Raw genomic sequence first — 20,895 nt, 5'->3', positions numbered from 1 at the left:
CTATGGGAAAAATACAAATTATGGACGAGTGGCTGTCCAATAAAATCGCGGCAGGGGAAGTAGTTGAAAGACCAGCCTCTGTAGTTAAAGAGCTTGTTGAAAATGCCATTGATGCAGGAAGTACGTCCATTGATGTTTTTTTACTAGAAGCGGGCCTCACTTCAATTCAAATAATTGATAATGGTAGTGGTATGGATGAAGAGGATGCGTTAATATCATTCTCTCGCCATGCGACAAGTAAAATTCATCAAGAACACGATTTATTTCGTATTCGTACTCTCGGGTTCCGTGGTGAGGCCTTAGCTTCCATTGCATCGGTGTCAAAAATGACGCTTATTACATCTAATGGTGAATCAGGAACGTATTTAGAGCTTGAGGGTGGGCATATTGCTACACATAAACCTGGCCCTTTGCGCAAGGGAACAGATATTACAGTGGCACAGCTATTTTTCAATACACCTGCTCGATTAAAATATATGAAAACAATACAGACCGAACTTGGGCATACAATTGATCTGATGAACCGTCTTGCACTCGGAAATCCACAAATTGCGTTTAGATTATTGCATAACGGTCAGCAGTTGTTACAAACGAATGGACGAGGTGACGTACAACAAGTATTAGCAGCCATTTACGGTGTGCATAATGCGAAAAAAATGGTGTCATTCAATGGTGAATCACATGATTATAAAATTTCTGGCTTCGTATCACTACCTGAGGTCACTCGAGCTTCGAAAAACTATATGTCATTGTTTGTAAATGGTCGCTGGGTGAAGCATTATTTGGTACAAAAAGCGATTGTCGACGCCTATCATACGTATTTGCCAATTGAACGTTTTCCGATTGTTGCGCTCTACATAGAGGGTGATCCTTATTTAACGGATGTCAATGTTCATCCTGCCAAACACCAAATACGTTTAAGTAAGGAGCCTGAGCTTCTTAAGCTAATTGAAGAAACAATACGAGAGAAAATCCGCAATGTTATTCGGGTACCGCTAATGGAAAAGAAGGAGAAAGTGGTAAAGCCTGCGACGGAGCAGTTAAATATTTGGAAACCTGCACCAAAGCTTAATGTGGAGAAAATGAATGCTATTGTAGAAAAACTGTATGATGTGCAAACAGTGCAGGAATCGAACACAATAGATCCTAGAGTGCCACAACCTGAATCCGTTCCTACTGCCATTGAAGATAGCTGGCAACCGACAGCAGTGATGGAGAATCCTCTTGAAGAAATGAATCCTCCTGAAGAATTGAAGCTAGAGGAGCCAGTGGAAATACTAGAGGATGAGCCTACTAAAGAACCATTCCCTGCGCTTGAGGTGGTAGGGCAAATTCACGGCACGTATATTGTTGCACAAATGGAGGATGGCTTTTATTTAATTGATCAGCATGCTGCTCAGGAGCGTATTAAATATGAATTTTTCCGTGAAAAGGTCGGTCAGGTGAACCCAAATGAGCGTCAGGCTTTATTGCTGCCATTGACCTTCCATTATGCTGCTGACGAAGCTCTTATACTAAGAGAAAATAGTAAGGAGTTAGAAGCTGTTGGCGTATTTTTAGAGGAATTTGGACAGGCTTCATTTGTAGTGAGGGAGCATCCTAGCTGGTTCCCTAAGGGAGAAGAACAAGAAATTATTGAGGACTTAATTGAACAGGTACTAACAACTAAAAAGGCGGACGTCAAAAAATTACGTGAGGCGGCAGCGATTATGATGAGCTGCAAAAAGTCGATAAAGGCCAATCATTATTTAACGAAAGAGCAAATGGATACGTTACTGCTAGATTTACGCAATGCTGACAATCCATTTACATGTCCACACGGACGTCCAGTGTTGATACATTTTACAACGTATGAAGTGGAAAAAATGTTTAAACGAGTAATGTAGATGTAACGCCTGCCAATTTATTGAAAGGTATTAAAAGGGACTATTCAAGAGCAATATGAATAGTCCATGCTGCATAAAGGAATTTTATTGGTATAGCATAATGTTTAAAGTTATTGCTAGTTATACAGGCTAGCATACGCAATAGAGGTTACACGTATTTTTAAATTATAGCTAATGGGGGAAAAAGTTATGTTTTCATTCGAACATCGTCCTAAAATTATGCAGTTATTAGAGCACTATAGCTTTGACGTTTTAGTCATTGGTGGCGGCATCACAGGTGCTGGCATTGCACTTGATGCAGCATCTAGAGGGCTATCAGTCGCTTTGATTGAGAAGCAGGATTTTTCTGCTGGCACATCAAGCCGCTCAACAAAGCTTATTCATGGTGGACTTCGTTATTTAAAGCAACTTGAAGTAGGTGTAGTAGCTGAGGTTGGGCGTGAGCGTGAAATTGTATATGACAATGCTGTTCACGTGACAACTCCTGAAAAGATGCTACTACCATTATATAAGAAGGGCTCACTTGGACCTTTTACAACATCAATGGCACTGAAGGTATATGATCGATTAGCAGGTGTGAAAAAGCACGAACGTCGAACAATGTTAAACGCTCAGGAAACGGCAGCGCTAGAGCCATTACTCAATCGAGATGAGCTTATTGGTGGTGGCTACTACGTAGAATATCGGACAGATGATGCCCGTCTGACAATTGAAGTGCTGAAAAAAGCTGTTGAATATGGGGCGCTTTGTCTAAATTATGCGGAGATGACCGAATTTTTATATGAGAAGAAAAAGCTTGTTGGGGCACAAGTGAAGGATCATATTACAGGGAAAACGATTGAAGTACATGCTGCGCAAATTGTCAATGCAACTGGGCCTTGGGTGGACGAGGTTCGCCACAAGGATAAAGTAGCAGACAAAAAGCAATTACGTCTCACAAAAGGAGTCCATATTGTCCTTGACCAAAAGGATTTTCCATTACGACAAGCAGTCTATTTTGATATAGTGGATGGGCGTATGGCCTTTGCTATTCCACGTGATGGTAAAGCCTATGTAGGGACAACAGATACAGTTTACGAGGGAGACCCTGTACATCCCGTCGCTACCCTTGAGGATGTTGATTATTTAATTGCTGCTGCAAAAACTGTCTTTCCAACGGCAAATATTTCAAGAGATACGATTGAATCGTCATGGGCAGGTGTGCGTCCACTTATTTTTGAAAAAGGGAAGGATCCATCGGAAATTTCACGCAAAGATGAGATATGGACGGCTCCGAGTGGACTAATGACGATTGCGGGTGGCAAACTAACGGGCTACCGTCAAATGGCAGAGTCAATCGTTGATAAAATTGTGAAAACACATAAATATAAGCATGCAAGTTCATGTGTAACACGTGAGTTATCACTTTCTGGTGCAAAAGGCATTAATGCCATTAATTTCACTGATTATTGTACTTATAAAGCGAAAGAGGGCGTTCAGTACGGTCTAAATTATGATGAAGCAAAACAGCTTGTACAAAAATATGGCACGAATGTTGATGCATTGTATAACCAGGTGAAATATTTGCATGAACATGGAAGTACGATGCCCTTAGCCTTACATGCCATGCTACTTTATGGCATAGAAGCGGAAATGGTGTACACACCAAGTGATTTCTTTATCCGTCGAACAGGCTTATTATACTTCGATATTGATGCGGTAAAACGTTATAAACAGCAGGTCATTCAAGTTATGCAACAACATTTTAACTATACAGAGTCACAAAGAAATACTTATGTCGCACAACTAGAGCAAGCTATTGTAGATGCAACAAATTTTGCGGAGGAGGGAGTGTAGGCAATGCGTTATATTGAAATGTCAGATGGCCATTTTCTGTTTACTCGGACATTAAAGCCATTGAAGCCATGTATTGGTCATATTCATATTTTACATGGTATGGCGGAGCATAGTGGACGATATGTTACATTTGCAAATAGCCTAAACGAAGCTGGTTATGCAGTGACAATGCATGATCATCGAGGGCATGGAGAAACAGCAGCCTATAATGGCACACTAGGTTTTTTTGCTGAAGAAAATGGGTTCGATCGCGTCGTAGAGGATGTACATGAAGTAGTAACAATATTACATGAACAATTTACAGATGTACCATTGATTTTATTTGGTCATAGTATGGGATCGTTCATTACTAGAAGATATATTCAATTGTACAGCGATCAAGTGGATAATGTCATTCTTTGTGGAACAGGAAACGTTACAACATTGCATACGATGGGAAATTTAGTAGCAAAAGTATTGGCTAAACAACTGGGTAAAGATACGGAGAGCAGGTTATTAAATAAGCTGAGCTTTGGGAGCTTTAATAAACAGTTCCCGAATTCGAAGACTACGTTTGACTGGTTATGCTCAGCGGAAGACGAGGTACAAAAATATATAGATGATCCGTATTGCGGCTTTATTCCAACAAACCAATTTTTTGTGGATTTAACAACAGGTTTTATGTCGTTAAATCGTAAAAAAGAGATAGCAAAAACAAAAAAAGACTTACCTATATTATTAATAAGTGGTAGTAAGGATCCAGTCGGAGAACAAGGCCAAGGTGTTTACACTGTCGCACAACAATTGGCAGAAGCGGGCATACAGGATGTCACGGTTTACTTATTTGAGGATAAGCGCCATGAAATCCTAAACGAGGACAATCAAGAGGCAGTCTATCAAGTTTTATTACGGTGGTTAGAAAAATATGATACAAGATAAACTACAGCAGGCAGAGGTTGTAGCAATCGTAGGGCCAACTGCTTCTGGGAAAACGGCACTAAGCATTGAGTTAGCAAAAAAATATAATGGCGAAATTATCAACGGTGACTCCATGCAAATCTATCGAGGATTAGATATTGGAACAGCGAAAATTACGGAGGAAGAGATGGAGGGTGTACCCCATCATTTACTAAGCTTCAAAGAGCCAACCGAGTCTTTTTCAGTAGCAGACTATCAAAAATTAGTGCGAGCTAAAATTGCAGAAATTCAAGCGTGCGGTAAGCTACCGATTATTGTAGGGGGCTCGGGTTTATATGTGCAGGCAGTACTCTATGATTTTCAATTTACAGAGGAGCAGGTAGATGAGGTGGCACGAAAAGCCTATTATGCAGAACTGGAGAAATTAGGTCCAGAGGCAATGCATGCTAAGCTTAAAAAACTTGATCCACAAACAGCAGAGACGATTCATCCAAATAATACTCGCCGTGTTATACGTGCATTAGAGATGATTGAGCTTAGTGGCGTGTCAAAGGCATCCGAAGCACAAAATCGTGGAGAAGTACCACTTTACAATCATGTAATCATAGGGCTTGGACAAAATATGTCACGTGAGGTGCTCTATGATCGTATTAACCGCCGTGTTGATATAATGATGGAAAAAGGACTTTTAGAAGAAGTAAAAGGCCTATGGCAGCAAAATATACGAGGTGTACAGTCAATCCAAGCAATCGGCTACAAGGAATTATATGATTACCTTGATGGAAGATGTTCTTTAGAAGAAGCCGTTGACAGCTTGAAGCAAAATTCTCGCCGCTATGCGAAAAGACAGCTAACATACTTCCGCAACAAAATGGATGTATATTTTGTTAATAATGGCGAAAAACTTTAATTAATTTCTAAAAATTACTAATTGCTAAATTGGTAGAACATGCTACTATAGGAATGAAGAGGTAGAAAGAGAGCATAGGGAGGCATATTTGATGAAATCAATTAACTTGCAAGATACATTCTTAAACCATCTACGAAAAAACAATGTTTTTGTAACTGTGTTTTTGTTAAACGGATTTCAGTTAAAAGGAACTGTGAAATCCTATGATAATTTTACAGTTTTATTACTAGATGCTGAAAGCAAGCAACATCTTATTTACAAACACGCTATTTCTACATTTGTTCCAGCAAAGCAAATAGATTTTTTAGAAACAGAAGAATAGAAACTTGAGAGTAAAACAGTTAGTGTTCATGACACTAGCTGTTTTTTTGCCCACAGGCTATAATGTAAGAGGAAATCGACATATTGGAGGACTACACAGATGAAAACTATGGATACAACAGAAATATTAGAACTATTAGATGCGAACGAAGATCTATACATTATTGATGTTCGTGAAGATGATGAAGTAGCACAAGGCATGATTCCCGGTGCGCAGCACATTGCTCTTGGGACAATCCCTGAGCGCTTAGATGAATTAGATGCTACGAAGCCATACATTATCGTTTGTAAGGCAGGCGGTCGTTCAGCAAATGCATGTGCATACCTAGAAGCTCAAGGCTTTGACGTAACAAACCTTGAAGGCGGCATGCTTGCTTATGATGGAGAGTTAGAATTTAAATAATGGTCGATTAAACCCTCGAACGCATTATCAAGACCTAAATTGTAAAAATCATAAAATATAAAGGGTGATACATATTAGTCAAATATAATATGTATCACCCTTTTACTTCTTGCTCAGTAATCGCACCTGATTTGGATATTTACATTAATATCGATGTTTATCTTGTGAAAATTTTACTTAAACGAGGCAGTTTAGTTAGGAAAAAATTACATATATAAAATAAGGCCATACATTGTTAAGATTTGATAGGCTACGTATTCTATGGAAAGAAATTAGAGTGGGAACGTTTTTACTAACCGTGCAAAATACTATTGAAAAATAATAAGAGTAAAGAATTAGGACATAAGAGGGTGTTTTTTATTGAAAAGAAAATTTCAAAGACTTTAAAACGAATAGAAGAGGATATTAAAAATGATGATTTAGGGAAAGCAAGGGATAGATTACACGGATTAATAGCAACCTTTCCGAATGAATTAGAACTCCGTAAAAAGTTGGGAGACATTTATTTCGAGTTAAAATATCCTGCAATGGCTGGTCGATATTGGTATTTAGAAAAGAATAAGACGCCAGAAATGGTACATGCGTGTATTGAATTTGAAAGCTCTATGGGAAATGACATTAATAATATAGCAAGAGCTTTAAAGTATAAAGGTGATATTGAACTTTTAAAAGGACTGGATTTAGACCCTGCACTTTTATCTATCAATAAAGTAAAAGAAAAATTAGTAGAAGAACCAGATGCTTCAATAGAGGGTGAACATAACTGGATTATTTTTGGTTGCCTTTCAATCATAATTTTAATATTTATTTTTGCATTGGTTGGTGTTTATACATTTCTTAAATGGATATTTTAAAATTTCAATAGAGGATAATGGAAAGAGATTTTTTACTAACGAGATGCAATAGCTGAAAAGTGGGGCTGTATTGTATAAGGTACATAGAAATAGTGTTAATTTAAGAAGTAAATATTTCAAATTGTATGGAGCAGTCATGTTGGTGAATGAAGTAATGACAAGTGCTAAAGAAATGATTCAAAGGTCTGGGACATCCTATAGGATAACCTCAATGAAAAACTAGATATTAAACTTTCAAAATGGTTGATAGAATTAATGACTACGGTAGAAGTTTGTGATAGTAAATTGGTAGTTCCTCTAGATGAAGAAGCTGAATTGCAATAGAATTCTTGAATCCAGAGAGTATTAGTAAAGAATGTTTATTATATGTTCCAGGATGCGCAGTACATAAAAACGGTTATATTTGTATCGGTTTAGAAATAGGTATTGGAAATCCATACGCAATAAATATACATGAAGGAAATAATCCTCCTGTCTATTTATTAGATCATGAAGACGGTGAAGAGACTGAAATGATAATTGACAATAAACTAACTGTTGTAAACAGATTATCCGACCTTTTCCTAGTTGCAACCATAAAAAAGTAAAATTGTTGAATAGCACTTTTAAGACTTGATTTAGATCATTGAGTTACTTACAGTAGCTTTATTCTTTTTTGAATAGATCAATAATTAGTGATACCCAATATAGCAGTTTTCCCATTTCCCCTAGTTTTACGTTGCAAGAAATTAATATTTTATTATGATATGTAGTGAACCCTGTACCTCATCGGAGAATTTCCGATAAGTACAGGGTTCCTTTATTTAACGAGAAATTCTTTAAATTACTCTGTAATCAGTATCGCCGCTGGGGTGTTAAGCGAGCCAGCTGTAGAAGTATAGACTGAATGTGTAACACTAGTTCCTTTAGGTATAGTAAATGTAGCAATCTGAACACCTTGGGTATTGGAAGACAGTGTAGGAACACCGTAAGTTGGACCATTGTTCCAACGTACAGCGCCGCCGTATGAACCTCCACGACCTGTCAAATAGACCTTTAATGCCTTATCGGCTTGAGTTGGATTTTTGAAAGTGATATTCGCCTTGTAAATAACACCATAATGCCCCTTATTAGTTGCTACAGCTTCACTAGGCATATAGCTAGTGTCTTTAGTCATTAAGTTATCATTAATGCCATTATTTATAGAGAAACTTTTATTGCCGTCTCCAACAGTATATAGAGCAGCAGCACCACCTGAAGTACCAAAGCCGTCGATATTGGAAAAGTTCCAAGAACCACGCGGATGAGTTCCAACTGGTGACACAACCGCATTTTGATTACTACGAAGATCGGCAGTAGTACTTTTAGCAGCTACTGTTCTGACTTTATAAGACATTGGAGAACTAGACGATAACGTAAACTCAATAATTCCACCCACCAAATAACCATTTGGTACTTTCCATTCTTTAACTAATCCAACTTTCCCCGCTGCAATGGAGCTATCAACCGGAGAACTAGGCGTTAATGTATTTCCGAGTAAAGCTTTTGCGGCACATTTCCCATGAGCTACAAAGTTGGTAATAGTCTCGATACAGTCTTTAACACCAGAGACTTGATAAGTACTGCCACTTGAACCATTACCAATGGTAACACCGAACTTGATAGTCGCACCTGTGTTATTTAGATGCCAAACAAACATTCGATAAGTTACACTCTGTAATCCAGATGCAGTATCTGCCCAAAGCGTTGCATAACCATTAGTAAATGGAACAGAGCTACTAATAGTTTCTGGATTATCAGACAAGAAAAAACGTTGATTATTACTTGTTTTACCGTATAAGTTTAAAGATGGTACCACATTTGGGATTGTCACAGCAGTTAAATCAGATTGAGAACATGAAGCCATTATTATTTCCTCCTAAAAGTTATTTGAGATGTGAGACTAGTGGATGTCGTTGATTAAGGTTATCCACGAACCATGTTATCAACGATTTCTCGCACTCATATAAATAAAGTGATTAAGAGGGGGAATAAAACAACCTTCATTTTTTTTTTTTTTGCAATCGATTAGGCTACTAAGGATGACGAATAAGCTCAGAGCCCTTAAGTAAAGAGTAGCCTTTAAGCATCTTCTTAAAAGTACAAATTGATTTTTCTTATATTTCCGAAAATTTAATTATTGAATTTATGCTCTTTTTGTACGAAATTATTGGTTAAATGCGGGGAAATTACCAATTCTATTAAATGGATAGTTAGGTAAAATAACTTAATAAAATTTCCACTGTTATGTATAAAAGTATTTATTTAAATAATAAACAGCTGAATAGTAATATTGAAATCTTTTGGAATGATAATTTTTGGGTTTTGTGGGATGAGGATTAATTTCTGGTAATGAGTAAGAAAGTCCATTTCATAATACTATTCTTTCGATGATAATGTTTGGAGAAAAATATGTGGTTTATTTTTCTTATCATCGAAAAGGAGAGAAGATAGTGCAGCAAAAGAGAAATATTTGGTTTAAAGGTTTTTGTTACTTTTTGGCTTTTATTCTTATTTTTAGTTCGATACCATTTTATAACTTAGAAGAAGCCAAAGCTGAAAAACCTAGCATTACACAAGACGATTCAAACAAAGAAAAGGTTCCGTCTAACTATAATCTTATGATGGAAAAAGACGACAAAGGAAAGGAGAAGATGGGTTTAACAGAAGTTCCTAGTTTGAGAGATGAAACGTCAAAGGTATATGTTGATAATGATGGAACATATATAGCTGAGGTTTATCTTGAACCTATTCACTATGAAGAAAACGGTGAATGGAAGGAAATCGACAATAAACTTTTAAAGTCAAAAGACGGGCAACATTTTGAGAATAAGGAAAATGCATTCTCTGTAAAGTTTCCTGAAAAACCATTTTCAGAAGATGAAAAAGAGGTTTTTACTTATCAAGCAAATGATCATCAAATGACCGTAAACTTTGTTGATAATGCTGAAGATGATAAACAATATACAGATTTGCAGGCAGTAGAGCCCACTGTAACAGAGAATCAGATTATTTATGAAGATGCTTTAAAAGATGCTTCATTAGAATATATAGTTGAAGGTTCAAAAGTAAAAGAAAATATTATTTTACAATCGTATCAGGGGAAAAATGTATTTCAGTTTGAATTACATGTTAAAGATTTAAATGCCGTTAAACAACAGGATGGCAGCATTCATTTTTATGATAAAAAAGGTAAGTTCGTTTTCTTAATTGAACGACCGTATATGTATGATTCGAATAAGAAATTAGGTCCTGAAGGGGCTATTTCACATGAAATTACACAAGATATAGAAAAAACAGGAGAAGGCTATCTTCTGACAATAACTGCAGATGAAGCCTATTTAAAAGACCCAGCTCGTGTTTATCCAGTTACAATAGATCCTTGGATTGATGTCTTCCAAGCAGAAGATACATTTGTTGCGAGTGGTACTTCATATAACTACCACAATACTGACTATTTATTTGTTGGACAACATTCTACTATTGGAAAAACTAGATCTTTGCTGAAATTCCAATTGCCATCAATTCCAAATGGTGTTGTAACAGGTGCTTCACTTGGGGTTTATCAAATTGCAGCAAGTGATGCTACACAAGTAAATATGCATAAGCTGACATCATCCTTTGCATCAACAAGTGTAACATGGGCTAATCAGCCAACGTATGCTCCGACAGTAGTATCTTCTAGTAAACAATCCACACAAGGCTATAGTTATTTTCCAATAACAGATTTAGTAAAAGAATGGTATGAAACACCTTTGAAAAACTATGGTGTTATGTTAAAGTATCCAGATTCATTAGAGGGCACTGCAACACGAAAAAGTTACTATTCTACTGAGTTAATAACAGATGATGGTTCATTATTCGGTAAACCGAAATTATATGTGGAATTTCGTCCTTCTGAATTATTAGGTTTAACGGATTACTGGACATACACTCCCGATATCTTTCAAGGTGAGGGAACAGGTGTTGTTAACGTCATTAACGGAAATATGGTATATGATATTTCGCTCCTAAATGTAAAAGGGAAAACAGGTGCTTTTAATTTAGGTCTCACGTACAACAGTCGCTCAAATTATAGTATGTATTATGGTTTAGGATGGATGTTTAGTGCTCATGAGTCACTATTAGTCAATTCTGATCGATCTATAATTGAATACCGGACACAGGGCGGTGCACGATATCATTTTACAAAGCAACAGGATGATGATGATGTAACGTATTCTTCTCCAGAAGGTGTGGAATACGAACTAACAAAGACAACTAATGGTTTTGAATTAAAAGATACGTCAGAAACAATCCGTTACTTTGATTCACAAGGTCGAAACTATGAAATAAAGGACGAAAAAGGCAATCGTATAATTTATACGTTTGAAAATTCAACAAGTTCCCGTGTAGTGAAAATTACGGAGCGTACAGGTACTGCCGAAACAGGTCGCTCTATTGATTTATCGTATAACACGAATGGATCTCTTTCCAAAGTAACTGACTTAAATGGCAATACAACAGAATTGAATTATGAGCAAGTTGATGGAACAAATTATTTAAAGGCAATTACGTATGCGAAGAGTTCAAAAGTAGAAAAGACTATCAAATTTAATTATTATCCAACAACAAAACGCTTAAAATCAGTAACAGATGCCAATGGAAATGTGGGTAGTATTGAATACGATGATGCTTCGAATCGCGTGACAAAGTTGATTGATCCTCGTAGTGACAGCATCTTTGGTTCTTTACAATATTATGATCGTTATACAATTTATACAGATTCTAAAGGGAATAAAACACAGTATTCCTATTCACCATTGGATGCTCCTACAGTAAATGTTCAAAAAGTTATAGAGAATTTTGGTACAACAGATGCAACGACAACAAATTATATATGGAATAGAAACCTTTTAGAAAAAGAATCTGAGCCAGATAAGGATACGGGAGCAGCATCAGTAGAATCAAGTGCAAAATATGATGATAAAGGTAACTTAGAATTAGCTGATACAACTGGTGGACAATCTTTAAAACAAGTAGTAGATGATAAATCAAATGTGACAAATATTACTTACTCAAGTAAGGTCTCTGAAAAATACATTTACGATGAAAAAAGTAATCTAAAATCAACTACTACGAACTTTGGATTAACAGATTTCAATGAGTACGATCAATACGGTAATATTATTCGTAGCGTTAGTCCAACACGCGAAAACTATAATCGTTTAGAAAATGCACAATTCGAAGCACTTGATACTACAGGCTATCCATTAAATTGGAGTCGATACACTGGTTCAAATGCCGGCACTTATCAGGCAAGTAGTACAAGCTTTACTGGCAATAAATCTGCTCAATTAACTTTGAGTGGCACTGCCAATGCCGGTTATTATTCGCAAGAATTCGCAGTAGATAGCAATGAATCGAAAAAAATATATACAATTAGTACACAGGTAAAAACTGAAAATGCAACAGGGGAAGGCGTACGTTTACGAGTTTACCCTTTAAATAGCAATAAAGTGCAATTGACAAATAAAGATGGTGCTCGTATTGAATTCTTAACGGCTCCGATTACAGGGACAGTTGATTGGACGCGTTTATCAGATACGTTTACGTTACCAAGTGAAACCGCATATATACGTGTCGATTTATTATTTAAAGGGGAAGGTAAAGCATATTTTGATGATGCGCAAGTAACGTATGGGACTACACTGAATCAATTTGCTGCAAATGAAAATACGAGCTTTGAGTTAGGTTCTGGGGCAACGGCAGATGATTGGACATTAAACAATCTGGCTACAGGTGATGGACGTACCTCAGCTGTAAAATATGCTGGCAACTACAGTACACGACTAACAGGAACTGCAAATGTAACAAGATATGCTGGTCAATATGTTGAAATCAAAGGAAAAAAAGGTGAACCTGTAACAGTTTCAGGTTGGGGCTATACGACGAGTGCAGCAACAACTGGTAAATTCACAATTAGTCTCCTCCTCACAAATGCGAGTGGGACTTCTAAAAAATATGAACTACCATTTATGCAAGGTGAGCATGCGGCAAATGGATGGCAATTTGCCAAAAATACTTTCATTGCAGACGAGGATTTTGTCAGAGCAAAAGTATATGTCAATTATGAAAATCGGACAGGCTATGGCTATTTTGACAATATTAAAGTAGAACAAACAGGTTCAGCCGTATCAAAATCGTATACAAATTTCGGTACAAATCTTGCAGAAGAAACAGATTCACAAGGGAATATAACAAAATTTACCTATGATGCAAACGGCAATGAAAAAAGCGAAACAGACCCGAACAATGTAGTTAAATTAAGAGGATATGATGCACTTGATCGCTTAGAATCCATTTCTATAGGTAATGGCGTTAAGGCTATTAAATCATCTTATGGATTTGATAAACAAGGAAATGTCACAAGTCGTACCAATCCTCTGGGTTATGTCACATCCTTTAAATATAATGCTTTAAATACAGTTGAACGAGAAACAGACCCACTAGGCAAGTATCGCTATTACGAGTATGATGGTGAAACAAATGTGACACTAATCGAAAGTGGTGATGGGACAAACAAGTCCTCAGTTTCTTTCACATATGATCTTAAAAATAACGAGAAATCAAAATCTGTAAACGGTACAAAGCTATATGATAAAACGTATTTTAAGAATAACCTTTTAAAAACAATTCAAGTGAATGGCGTTTCAGCACCATATGAATTTGACTATGATGATAGTAAACGCCTGAAATATGCTAAAACACCAGATGGCTATAGTTTGACAAATGTGTATGAAACAGCAAAAGAAAATCCAGCGAATGGACTGCGTACTTCTTATACAGAGTCTATGGGTGGAGTTAATGCCAGCACAAAATTTTCTTATGATGGGTTGCAACGCTTAACTTCGATTACAACTGCCGGTGGTAAAAACTATAATTACTACTACAATGAATCGAGTCAGCCTGTACGCCTTCAAAGTGCTAGCTCGACACAGCTGCTAGATTTCGATACAGATGGTCAATTGACAAAGCAATCGATTTTCGGGAAGGAGTTACTACAACTTCGCTATCAGTATCAAGTAAATGGTAATATTAAAACGTATTTTGATGGGACTAAAACACATACGTATAAATACGATTTTGCAGATCGTTTGGCTTCATGGGATAATGGCACAAAAGTAATTACTTATGATTACGATGATGCTGGAAATCTATTAAATATAAATGGTAAATCTTACACTTATAACGAAGCCAATGAAATAAAAGGTTTTACCTATGATTTTGAAGGTAATTTGATAAACGACGATCGTCTAACTTACACATGGGACGGGGTTGGCCAACTAACACAAACAACGGAAGTAGCAAATCCAGCGAACAAAGTAACGTATACGTACCACCCGGATGGTTTACGAAAATCGAAAACAGACGGTACAACAACGTATCATTATTACTATGATGGTTCTAATTTAGTCCGTGTTACAGATGCGAACCAAAAAACGATTTGGACGATTACTTGGAACAATGGCAAAGTAGTAAATCTAACAAACGCAGCAGGAGAATCATTCGAGTACGTAACGAACCACCGTGGTGATGTCATACGCATTCTAGACCAAAATGGTGCAGCCGTTGCGACATACGATTATGATCCATGGGGTAACTTACTATCAGCTGAACCAACTGACAGTCGTATAAAAGGGCAACCTATACGCTACGCAGGGTATGTCTACGATGCCGAAACCAAGCTATACTATTTACAAGCTCGTTACTACGATCCAGCAACAGCACGTTTCATTTCTCGTGACCCAGATCCGGGAGACGAAGATGATCCTGTTACAATGAACGGTTACACATATGCAGATGACAATCCAATAACGAAAACAGACCCAGATGGTAGATGGGTATGGCTCGTTATCAACGCAGGTTTTGCAATCTACGATGGTTATAAAGCGTATAAAGCAGGGAAAAACAAAAAGCAAATTGCCTGGGCAGTCGCATCGAATTTTCTTCCCATCGGAAAAGTGAAACGTGTTTTCCGTGCAGTAAAGTCTGCAAAAAAAGCAAGTTGTAATTGCTTTGTCGCAGGAACAAAGGTTTTAACGGATGAAGGAGAGAAGAATATCGAAGACATTGAAGTCGGAGATATGGTTCTCGCTAAGGATGAGAATAACCCTGAAGGAGAATTAGCATACAAGGAAGTAACGAACCTTTACCGAAACCAACGTGATGATATAATTAAGCTGTATGTTGGGGAGCAGATGATCGAAACGACCGACAACCATCCGTTCTGGGTTGAAGGTAAAGGATGGGTCTTTGCAGATGAACTACAGATTGGCGACAAACTCCAAAAGGCTGATGGAAGCAATCTTACGATTGACAAGGTTGAGTTCGTTAGACTGGATAAGCCAGTTACAGTTTACAACTTTACTGTAGAGGACTACCATACGTATTATGTAACAGATATTGGGGTTTGGGTGCATAATACTTCTTGCGCTAGTGTACGAAGAACAAAGCATATTCTTTACGGAGATAGAACAGGTGGTGGGCATTTATGGCCTGGAAATGGAACCGGAAAAACACTGTTCCCAAAGAGTTGGAATGGTCAAAAGATTATGAGCAATGTTTCAGATATAGCTACTGACCCTAAATTAAAATGGAAAAAAGGGAACGTTGTTAAAGGGAAACAAAGATGGGAGGTTATAGGGGTTAGGAATGGGCTTAAAATAAAGGTAATAACGGATGGAAGAGATATTATTACTGCATTCCCGATTAAATAATTTATTCTAGGAAGTGTATTTTATGGAGTTAAATAATTTATTAAAAGAAATAGTAAAAAATATAACTAAATTCCCTTTGGAGGATGAAGAAAGAGTACTAGAATTTTTAGAACACGACGAGTGGGGAATAGCTTTAGAAGTAATTTGTAGTGTCATTGAACAAGAGGGTATTCCCGTCGATAAAGATATTTTTAGTAAAATCGAAGAAGCTGGAATATTTATGGAAATGGATAAAACACTTTGGGTAGAAATAGGCAAACAAATTAAGTAAAGGTGTTTATCTTGAGAGAAATATATTTGTTCAAGTTATAACATAATTTTGATGGCGGTTATTTTACCGCCATCTTTTGGATTAATGGGAGAGAATGTCGAATAAAATTGCTTATTTTATATAGTCAGTACAGATAATGCTAGTCTGCTAAATATGATGAAGCTGAACCAACCGACAGTCATATAAAAGGACAACCTATTAATTGAATTAGATCCAAGAAATTTAGTATACAATTTAACTCTTAAAGAAATAGACAATAACACAGATAAAGAACATTTATTCAACTTATTTGAAGTATGGAAAGGTGATATCTAATATTCTTAAAGTTTTTCTAGAAAGCCTTGATTGGCTAAATGAAGTGACCCTGTCAAGTAGACAGTAAAAAAACACATTTAAGCAGCCTGAGTCCTATATTGATAGGGACTCAGGTTTCTTAAGTTTTTTTGAAACGTTGATGGCTATTAAAACGAATGTATTTCTTTACATCCTCTTGCACAGAAGCTTGGGCAGGGGTAAATGTATGATTAAGTATATTTCTTGGAAAGCAACTAAGGGTCATAAAAATGACTTTATTTCAGAATATAAATTAATGAAAAAGCATGGTTATTATACGAATGCTAGTAAAAACATTAAAAACCAACAGGCTAAAATGTATAATAAAATAAGTAGTCCAGGTAGAAAATATCATTTCCAAAGGTACGGCAAATACTAAGTTCTAAGGAGTGTTGTTGAATGAAGTTTTGGGAATTGTGTACAGTCCCCTATTCAGATTTACCAAGAGAAATTTATTATGGACAGGATTTAAAAGAAAAAGCAAAAAAACCTGAATTTGAAAACGTGGAGTATATTGGGCTTTATTCATATAAAGAGAAAAAAAGTAAAGGAAGCAACTTTTATCATTTCTGTGAGTTCCCAAACTTATTGAGTGTTGATTTATCTCTCACAAATATTACAGATTTTGATGATTTTACAAAATGCCAAAAGATAAAACGAATTGAAACCGCTTATTGTAGAAATTTAACTTCCTTTAAAGGAGTCAGTCAACTAGCAGATACACTCGAAGTATTACTTATATCCAATGCTAAAAAATTGAAAATTGATGATGAATTTCTTCAGTTGAAAAATTTAAAAATGTTAGATTTAAACTCAACCTATCCAATTGACGATTTGTCTTTCTTGAAAAAATTCCCTAAACTAGAGTCCATTAGATTTTTTGATACAAATATTATTGATGGGGATTTAACACCAATCATTGAACATCCGAATATTGTGTTCGCTGGTTATTATAATAAACGACATTATAATATTAAAGCAGATGAAATGGATAAAGTTTTGAAAGAAAAGGAGAGGAAAATTCTTGAAGTTTCCAAATGATGAAGATGGACAAGTCTTGAAAATGTTATATGATGAAGGGATTGATTTCAATTTAGAGCATAAGATTGATTTTTTCATTGCGTGTCCAAGTGAAAAAGACGCAATTAAATTAATATAATAACTGATTTAAGTAAAAAAGAGTTTTCATACGAAGTTTTTTATGATGAAGAGTCACAAGAATGGAGTAGTATAGTTTATATCTCAGCTAAGCTACAATATAACACGATTGTTGAAATACAATCTATTTTAAATGAAATTGCCTTACCCCATGGAGGATATTCGGATGGTTGGGGAGTTATGGTAGATTAATCAGAAAACTGATGTAGTGGCATTTTTAATTCCGATAGAATCCTAGCAAAGTATGGAGAAATTATTTCTCCATACTTTTGGGGTTTTGAGGGAAAAGGTCCAAAGAGTAACTTACTATTAGATGAACCAACCGACAGTCGTATAAAAGGGCAACCTATACGCTACGTAGCCGAAACCAAGCTATACTAGTTACAAGCTCGTTACTACGATCGAGGCCTGTAAGGACAGGAAGAAAGTATGGCAAAAGGGAATTTTGAAACGTTTAATAAGGAAGGTAACAGACTTACGAATTACCATGTTGAACTTGAATAATTTTTGATTTGGAGTGATTTTTTGATAGTTCCTGTTTTGAAAAGAATTCTATTACGTGGTGAGCCTGAGATAGTAGATGATTTCGTACTCCCTGCAAGTGCAGATATAGGGACTGCTGATTCAGAGGGAGTTGAATATTTTTATTTTAGGATTATGACACCTAAAAGATTACTTTCAATTTTAGGAGAAGATAAGCTACTAGATGGCAGAGCAACTTTTTTGGTAAATGAACTTGATCTGACGTTAATAGAAAAAGAAATAAATTTAATATTGGAAGATTGTATACGACCAACTTGGGATGAGGCAGCTAAGGCTATTAATCGTCACCTGAATTGGGAATATGATAACATCCAATATGAAACGCTTGATGAGGCTGTAGGAAGAATAAAAAAAGATATTTGATTTAGAAGACCTTGGGGACGGCAATCCTCAAGGTCTTTCTTTTACCCTCACCCTGTGCCGAATGAATCGTATGGACGTTCCAATATAAGTGTCTAATAATATCACCTTTATGGCAAGTCTCCTCCATTGTCATAACCCCGAAATCATCAGATACCACCGTGTTTCGATGCAAATAATGTACCGTCGCTTTCTCACGTTTTTCAGGTTATATTTTACTTTAGATGGAGTAATTTCCGACTTTGATTTAATAATGTATTAGTTTATTAAATTTCAGATAGAAAATTAACATACTTTTGCCCTTGATTGTGATATTTATCAAGGGCATCTTTTCATAAAAGTGCAGCGCTCGTACAGTAAAGGTTGCTAAGGTTTCAGGTAAATCTAATTAGGGAATTCCCAAAACATTTAAAGCTCACTTTGAAAGGCATGATAATGATTTTAAGGCCAAGAATGCACAAGATTATGCAAAGAAAGCAATAATTTTTATAAAAACAGAAGTAATCATTTAGTGAAAGCGACTTCTAAAGTTATTAGGGTTTCTGCCCCCCAATACTAACACTTTTGGTTCATATAACTGAAAAAACGGAAGTACGAGAACATATTACAAACCGACATCACCAAACTATTAGAAGAGGCAGCCAGGAAAATAATTGAGGGGGATTTTATGGAAAATATATGTCTAATTTGTGGTTTTAATGAACTTTATGAACCACCTTATGATGAAGAGGGGGAGCCTTCAGACGAAATCTGCCCTTGCTGTAGTTTTCATTTCGGATATGATAATTTTGATGATCAAGAAAAAAAGTTATATATGAACAGTGGAGGGATGAATGGTTACGAAATGGAAGTCAATGGTTTTCAAATAGCCGGAAACCTCCTGAAAATTGGAATGCGGAGCAGCGATTGGAAAGAATTAATAATATATAATACCGTTTGAACCCTTTAGAATAATCTTTGCCTGGGCAGTGGCATCGAATTTTATTCCCATCGGAAAATTGATGAGCGTTTTTCGTGCAGCAAAGATTGCTAAGGGTGTAGGTAAGACTGTAAAAGCGGGATGTAATAGCTTTGTCGCAGGAACAAAGGTTTTAACGGATGAAGGAGAGAAGAAGATCGAAGACATTGATGTCGGAGATATGGTTCTCGCTAAGGATGAGAATAACCATGAAGGAGAATTAGCATACAAGGAAGTAACGTACCTTTACCGAAACCAACCTGATGATTTAATTAAGCTGTATGTTGGAGAGCAGATAATCGAAATGACCGACAACCATCCGTTCTGGATTGAAGGTAAAGGATGGGCCTTTGCAGATAAGCTACAGATAGGCGACAATCTCCAAAAGGCTGATGGAAGCGACCTTACGCCTTGGTAAAGAAGCTGCTCAAAAGTTTGCAAATTCTGCTAAGAAAGGTTTTATTAATAATGGATCAGGTACTAATGAAATTAAATATTTAGAAGGACGTGGAGTAGACGGTTACAAGTATGAAATAAAAATTACAGGTAAATAAGGTGCTGCGAGAGCATATGGGGATTTGGATAAAAATTCCGGTCAATAATATTCTCTCACTTTAAAAAAGATCATTAATAGGGAGGCGTCTGCTATTTTAGACATAGAACAATTTAGAAATTTAATAGAACAATGGAATATTGAGAAACAAACTATAGAACAATTTTGGATTCAATTTAATATTTATATGTCTGAACAGGAGGAGGAGTTCTATTCGATTTTTGGGGAATTTGCGCAAACAGATGTGTACTATTATATAAAAAAAATCTCACTTGAATTGAGAAACTTCCCTGTGTTTGTTAATCAAGTGGTTTCATACTTAAGTATAGATTATAAGGGGGAGGATACAGGAGAATTTAGGTTATATTTTACTTTAGATGGGGAAATTTCGGACTTTGATTTAATTATGTATTAGTTTAATAAATTTCAGATAGAAAATTAACATACTTCTGCCCTTGATATTATGATATTTATCAAGGGCATCTTTTTTAAGTAATAAAGATAGGCGTACTAATGGGGAATTGCCTAAAAAATACGATGTGAATCCTTTAGCGAAAAAGAAGGATAGAGAGAAAGAACGACTTATAATTGGTAAAAATGGTACAGTATACTACACAAATATTCTTTATAAATCGTTTGTAAGAATTAAGTAAAAGGTGGAATTCAGATGACTGAAATAATCGAAAATTTAAGTAAGAACAGTAAACCCTATATTCATCAGATTGGCGATTTAGATGATTTGGTATGTCAACACTAAACTGGACAAAAATTATAAGGGCTGTTGCTTGAATTCTACTGGTGTTAAATAGCCTAGTGTTCCGTGAATTCGAATGTT

At 36.1% G+C, this 20,895-nt stretch carries 18 protein-coding genes; 17 read left to right on the top strand and 1 reads right to left on the bottom strand.

What is annotated here, in order from left to right; genetic code table 11:
• Positions 1-2 precede the first annotated feature (2 nt).
• The 8 genes from mutL (at position 3) to ACIQ7N_RS03115 (ending at position 7,694) form a co-directional block, all read left to right on the top strand.
• Positions 3-1,886 carry a DNA mismatch repair endonuclease MutL gene (gene mutL, locus ACIQ7N_RS03150; protein ID WP_402930258.1) on the top strand — a complete coding sequence of 628 codons (1,884 nt, stop codon included), beginning with the start codon at positions 3-5 and terminating at the stop codon, positions 1,884-1,886.
• A gap of 189 nt (positions 1,887-2,075) precedes the next feature.
• Positions 2,076-3,722, top strand: a complete 1,647-nt coding sequence (locus ACIQ7N_RS03145) for a glycerol-3-phosphate dehydrogenase/oxidase (RefSeq protein WP_402930256.1) — start codon at positions 2,076-2,078, stop codon at positions 3,720-3,722.
• Between the two features lie 3 nt (positions 3,723-3,725).
• On the top strand, positions 3,726-4,640 hold the full coding sequence (locus tag ACIQ7N_RS03140) for an alpha/beta hydrolase (protein WP_402930254.1): 915 nt from the start codon (positions 3,726-3,728) through the stop codon (positions 4,638-4,640).
• Positions 4,627-5,529, top strand: coding sequence for a tRNA (adenosine(37)-N6)-dimethylallyltransferase MiaA (gene miaA, locus ACIQ7N_RS03135; RefSeq protein ID WP_402930252.1), 903 nt, complete (start codon positions 4,627-4,629; stop codon positions 5,527-5,529). The genes ACIQ7N_RS03140 and miaA overlap by 14 nt, the downstream gene beginning before the upstream one ends.
• 91 nt (positions 5,530-5,620) lie before the next feature.
• Positions 5,621-5,851, top strand: coding sequence for an RNA chaperone Hfq (hfq, locus tag ACIQ7N_RS03130; protein ID WP_132357323.1), 231 nt, complete (start codon positions 5,621-5,623; stop codon positions 5,849-5,851).
• A 99-nt stretch (positions 5,852-5,950) separates the two neighbouring features.
• On the top strand, positions 5,951-6,253 hold the full coding sequence (locus tag ACIQ7N_RS03125; protein ID WP_402930250.1) for a rhodanese-like domain-containing protein: 303 nt from the start codon (positions 5,951-5,953) through the stop codon (positions 6,251-6,253).
• A gap of 359 nt (positions 6,254-6,612) precedes the next feature.
• Positions 6,613-7,107 (top strand): DUF6584 family protein, encoded by a 495-nt coding sequence (locus ACIQ7N_RS03120; RefSeq protein WP_402930423.1) that lies wholly within the window; start codon positions 6,613-6,615, stop codon positions 7,105-7,107.
• A gap of 329 nt (positions 7,108-7,436) precedes the next feature.
• Entirely contained in the window at positions 7,437-7,694 is a 258-nt protein-coding gene (locus tag ACIQ7N_RS03115; protein ID WP_132357321.1) for a hypothetical protein, read from the top strand.
• 236 nt (positions 7,695-7,930) lie between these two features.
• Here ACIQ7N_RS03115 and ACIQ7N_RS03110 read toward each other — a convergent pair whose 3' ends face one another.
• Positions 7,931-8,992 (bottom strand): hypothetical protein, encoded by a 1,062-nt coding sequence (locus ACIQ7N_RS03110; protein ID WP_402930248.1) that lies wholly within the window; start codon positions 8,990-8,992, stop codon positions 7,931-7,933.
• Between the two features lie 586 nt (positions 8,993-9,578).
• On the opposite strand from ACIQ7N_RS03110, the gene ACIQ7N_RS03105 reads away from it, so the two are divergent.
• From ACIQ7N_RS03105 to ACIQ7N_RS03065, 9 genes are all read left to right on the top strand, one after another.
• Positions 9,579-15,884 (top strand): polymorphic toxin-type HINT domain-containing protein, encoded by a 6,306-nt coding sequence (locus ACIQ7N_RS03105; RefSeq protein WP_402930246.1) that lies wholly within the window; start codon positions 9,579-9,581, stop codon positions 15,882-15,884.
• 22 nt (positions 15,885-15,906) lie between these two features.
• Positions 15,907-16,155, top strand: a complete 249-nt coding sequence (locus ACIQ7N_RS03100) for a MafI family immunity protein (RefSeq protein ID WP_402930244.1) — start codon at positions 15,907-15,909, stop codon at positions 16,153-16,155.
• A gap of 520 nt (positions 16,156-16,675) precedes the next feature.
• A complete protein-coding gene (locus tag ACIQ7N_RS03095) occupies positions 16,676-16,867 on the top strand; it encodes a hypothetical protein (protein WP_402930242.1) in 192 nt (63 codons plus the stop codon).
• Positions 16,868-16,887: 20 nt separating this feature from the next.
• Positions 16,888-17,529 carry a leucine-rich repeat domain-containing protein gene (locus ACIQ7N_RS03090; RefSeq protein WP_402930240.1) on the top strand — a complete coding sequence of 214 codons (642 nt, stop codon included), beginning with the start codon at positions 16,888-16,890 and terminating at the stop codon, positions 17,527-17,529.
• Complete coding sequence (locus ACIQ7N_RS03085) at positions 17,513-17,647, top strand: ribonuclease E inhibitor RraB (protein ID WP_402930238.1); 135 nt, start codon at positions 17,513-17,515, stop codon at positions 17,645-17,647. Before ACIQ7N_RS03090 ends, ACIQ7N_RS03085 begins: the two co-directional genes overlap by 17 nt.
• Positions 17,638-17,838 carry a ribonuclease E inhibitor RraB gene (locus ACIQ7N_RS03080; RefSeq protein WP_402930422.1) on the top strand — a complete coding sequence of 67 codons (201 nt, stop codon included), beginning with the start codon at positions 17,638-17,640 and terminating at the stop codon, positions 17,836-17,838. Before ACIQ7N_RS03085 ends, ACIQ7N_RS03080 begins: the two co-directional genes overlap by 10 nt.
• Positions 17,839-18,171: 333 nt before the next feature.
• Complete coding sequence (locus tag ACIQ7N_RS03075; RefSeq protein WP_402930237.1) at positions 18,172-18,552, top strand: Imm8 family immunity protein; 381 nt, start codon at positions 18,172-18,174, stop codon at positions 18,550-18,552.
• A gap of 664 nt (positions 18,553-19,216) precedes the next feature.
• Positions 19,217-19,489, top strand: coding sequence for a hypothetical protein (locus ACIQ7N_RS03070; RefSeq protein WP_402930235.1), 273 nt, complete (start codon positions 19,217-19,219; stop codon positions 19,487-19,489).
• Between the two features lie 61 nt (positions 19,490-19,550).
• Positions 19,551-19,925 (top strand): polymorphic toxin-type HINT domain-containing protein, encoded by a 375-nt coding sequence (locus ACIQ7N_RS03065; protein ID WP_402930233.1) that lies wholly within the window; start codon positions 19,551-19,553, stop codon positions 19,923-19,925.
• Positions 19,926-20,895 lie beyond the last annotated feature (970 nt).

The organism is Lysinibacillus sp. NPDC095746 (genome assembly GCF_044763535.1).
In the GTDB taxonomy this organism is placed as follows: domain Bacteria; phylum Bacillota; class Bacilli; order Bacillales_A; family Planococcaceae; genus Lysinibacillus.
Note: the sequence above shows the minus strand (reverse complement) of the source record. Positions and strands in the feature narration are given on the sequence as shown.